We start from the raw sequence: 2,700 nt of genomic DNA on the forward strand, positions 1-2,700 counted from the left end.
GATAGTTCAGTAGTCAAGCAACGGCATTGACCCGGCACCTCAAAGTGGAACAAGATCGAGCACCGGCTGTTCTCCCACATCACCATGAACTGGCGGGGCAGGCCGCTGACCAGCCATGAAGTCATCGTGAACAGCATCGCAGCGACCACCACCCGCACGGGGCTGACCGTCCGCGCCGAACTCGACACCGCCATCTACGAGACCGGCGTCCGCATCAGTGATGGGCAGCTGAACGCCCTGCCACTGAGCCGCCATGACTGGCACGGCGACTGGAACTACACCCTCCACCCCCAGGAACACCGCCGGGACGGCGTCCTTCCGATCCCGCCCCAGAACGAAGCCGGCCCCGGCCGCGACTGGCTGACCCATCCCGCCCTCACCGGCATCCCGCACGAGCAGTGGGACTCGCTGGTCACCGAGTTGGCAGCGGCCCGCGCGGCTCAGCGGGAAGCAGACCTCCATCAGCGACGCGGCGGCGACCGGCAGAAGACCCCCGCCGCCGGCCTCTACACCGGTCGACGCCCCGGCCTCACCCTCGTCGACCGGCTCCTGGCCACCATCCTCTACCAGAGGTTCAAGCTTCCTCAGGTCGTCATCGCCCCGCTCTTCACCGTGACACCCGTGACCCTCAACCGGGCCATCAGCCAAACCCGCCGACTCCTCCACGACATCGGACACGTCATCGAACCCGCCGAGACACAGCTGGCCACACTCGACGACCTCACCGACCTCGCCGCACGCCTCGGCGTCCCCACACCAGAGATCAAGACAGCGAGTTATTGATCGGCAGACCCTTAACGGATTTGCGCTGGTGGCAAGCCACTTGACGTGACTCGGGCACCAGACGGGAACGTGAGCAACGGAGCCCAGTTGAAGCAGGTAGTCCGCCAAGACTGTCTGCTGCCTGTGGAGCTCCGTTGCCTGTAAGTCGCCATCCGCTTTCCGAACGTGATCGTTTGGTTCGGACTGGGCGGGCATGAGTACCGAATCGCGGCGAAAGAGATGGGTGTGTTCGTCCGCTCTTCTCAGTCGTGGAGGTAGCTGGTGCCGTCGGTGATCGGTCTGTTGGAGGCCCGGGAGAAGAAGGTCCGGGAGGAGGTCGCGCGGTTGCGGGACGCGCTCGATGAGGCAGAACGCGCTCTTCAGCGTCTGGTGGATGCCCGGGTCACGGTGACGGAGGTACTGACCGAGCGCCCCGCTCCGGCAGCAGAGCCGAAGGCGGTAGCGGGATCGGTGGTGCCGCACCGGAGCGAGGGTGTGACGGTGTCCGTCCTGGCGCCGGATTACCAACGCATCGTAGAGGTACTGGAGTCGGACGCCGGCCGGACAGGTCTGCGGTGTCAGCAGGTGGCCGTGGCATTGGGCCTGGAAGCAGTTCCGGCGAAGGTCGAAGGTGTGCGGTCGAAGGCGAAACGCCTGGTAGAACGCGGGTGGGCCCGGCAGGTGCGGCCGGGAGTGTTCACCGCGCTCGCTGCACCGGCCGGCTGAAGGCACCAGGGCGGCGCCCGGCGAGGCGGCCGCTCATGAGCATGGTCATCGACCACAGCACCATCGCCTCGTGCATGGCGGGCAGTGTCTCGTAGTCCCGTGTCAGACGGCGCGAGCGCATCAGCCAGCTCAGCGTTCTCTCCACCACCCACCTGCGCGGAAGGACCACGAAGCCCGCGGTGTCGTCGCAGCGTCTGACGATCTGAAGGGTGGGATCGAGCGTGTCGGCGGCCCAGCCGACGAGACGACCGGCATATCCGCCGTCCGCCCACACCCGCCGGACGGAAAAGTGCAGACCGCGCAGTCTTTCGAGGAGGGGGACGGCGGCGTCTCGGTCCTGCGCGCTCGCCGCGGTCACCGCGACGGCCAGGACCAGGCCGAGGCAGTCCACCACCACGTGCCGCTTGCGGCCGCCCACCTTCTTCCCGCCGTCCCACCCGGACGTGGAACGCGGGATGTTCGCTGCCGCCCGCACCGACTGCGAGTCCACGATCGCCGCGGTCGGATCCGCACCGCGGCCCTCCCGCCGACGGACCTCGTCCCGCAGCCGGTCGTGGAACTCGGCGAGCAGTCCCGTCACCTGCCAGCGCCGGGCGAAGGCATGCACCCGCCGGTACGGCGGGAAGTCCTGGGGCAGGTTGGCCCACTTCACACCGTTGTCGACGACATAGCGGACTGCATCAAGCATGACGCGGTGGCGGTAGCCCTCCGGCCGGCCACCCCGCCCCTCCAGCCATGCCGGAACCGGCAGCAACTCCCGCACCACCTGCCACTCCGCGTCCGTCATGTCCGAGCCGTAACACCGCACTCGCTCCGGACCGTCTGCCGCGTTACCGAACCGGTGCGCGAGACAGTCACACGACAGAGCCGACGAGTTGGACTCCACGTCCGCGAGCACGAAAGACTGCAGCAACAGGGCCTCCTGGCGCTTGGTTTGGTTCGCACCCCCGAGCTACCAAGAGGCCCTGACTTCATGCGCCGGTCCCCACGCGATCACCCCATCGGAAACCCTGTTCGACCAGGCCACTCCGTAATCGATAAGCGGATGGCGTCTAGGCACTGTCCGGCGGATCATGTGACTTTCCGACCGGTCGCTCGTTGGTTCGGGCATGGGCCGGGGGGGATCTGACGAATCGCGAGTGGTCGTTACTGGAGCCGCACCTGCCACCTCCGGGCGGCCGGGGAGGCCGGTGGAACGACCACCGCACCGTG

Annotated in this window: 2 protein-coding genes and 1 pseudogene; 2 read left to right on the plus strand and 1 reads right to left on the minus strand. The window is 67.5% G+C overall.

Going from position 1 to position 2,700, the window contains the following annotated elements:
- Window positions 1–30: 30 nt before the first annotated feature.
- Window positions 31–783 (plus strand): annotated as a pseudogene (locus tag AB0I73_RS40915) (ISAzo13 family transposase); the annotation flags it as partial.
- 261 nt (window positions 784–1,044) lie between these two features.
- The gene (locus AB0I73_RS40920; RefSeq protein WP_363045457.1) at window positions 1,045–1,488 is read left to right on the plus strand and encodes a hypothetical protein; all 444 of its coding nucleotides are present in this window, start codon (window positions 1,045–1,047) and stop codon (window positions 1,486–1,488) included.
- On the opposite strand, the gene AB0I73_RS40925 is transcribed toward AB0I73_RS40920, so the two are convergent.
- Complete coding sequence (locus AB0I73_RS40925) at window positions 1,460–2,275, minus strand: IS5 family transposase (RefSeq protein ID WP_363045458.1); 816 nt, start codon at window positions 2,273–2,275, stop codon at window positions 1,460–1,462. The genes AB0I73_RS40920 and AB0I73_RS40925 overlap by 29 nt on opposite strands.
- Window positions 2,276–2,700: the final 425 nt, after the last annotated feature.

The sequence above is a fragment of the Streptomyces sp. NPDC050388 genome, assembly GCF_040655635.1.
In the GTDB taxonomy this organism is placed as follows: domain Bacteria; phylum Actinomycetota; class Actinomycetes; order Streptomycetales; family Streptomycetaceae; genus Streptomyces.

Coding starts and splice junctions, on each gene's coding strand:
- AB0I73_RS40925 (WP_363045458.1), bottom strand. CDS start 2,275: ATGACGGACGCGGAGTGGCAGGTGGTGCGGGAGTTGCTGCCGGTTCCG.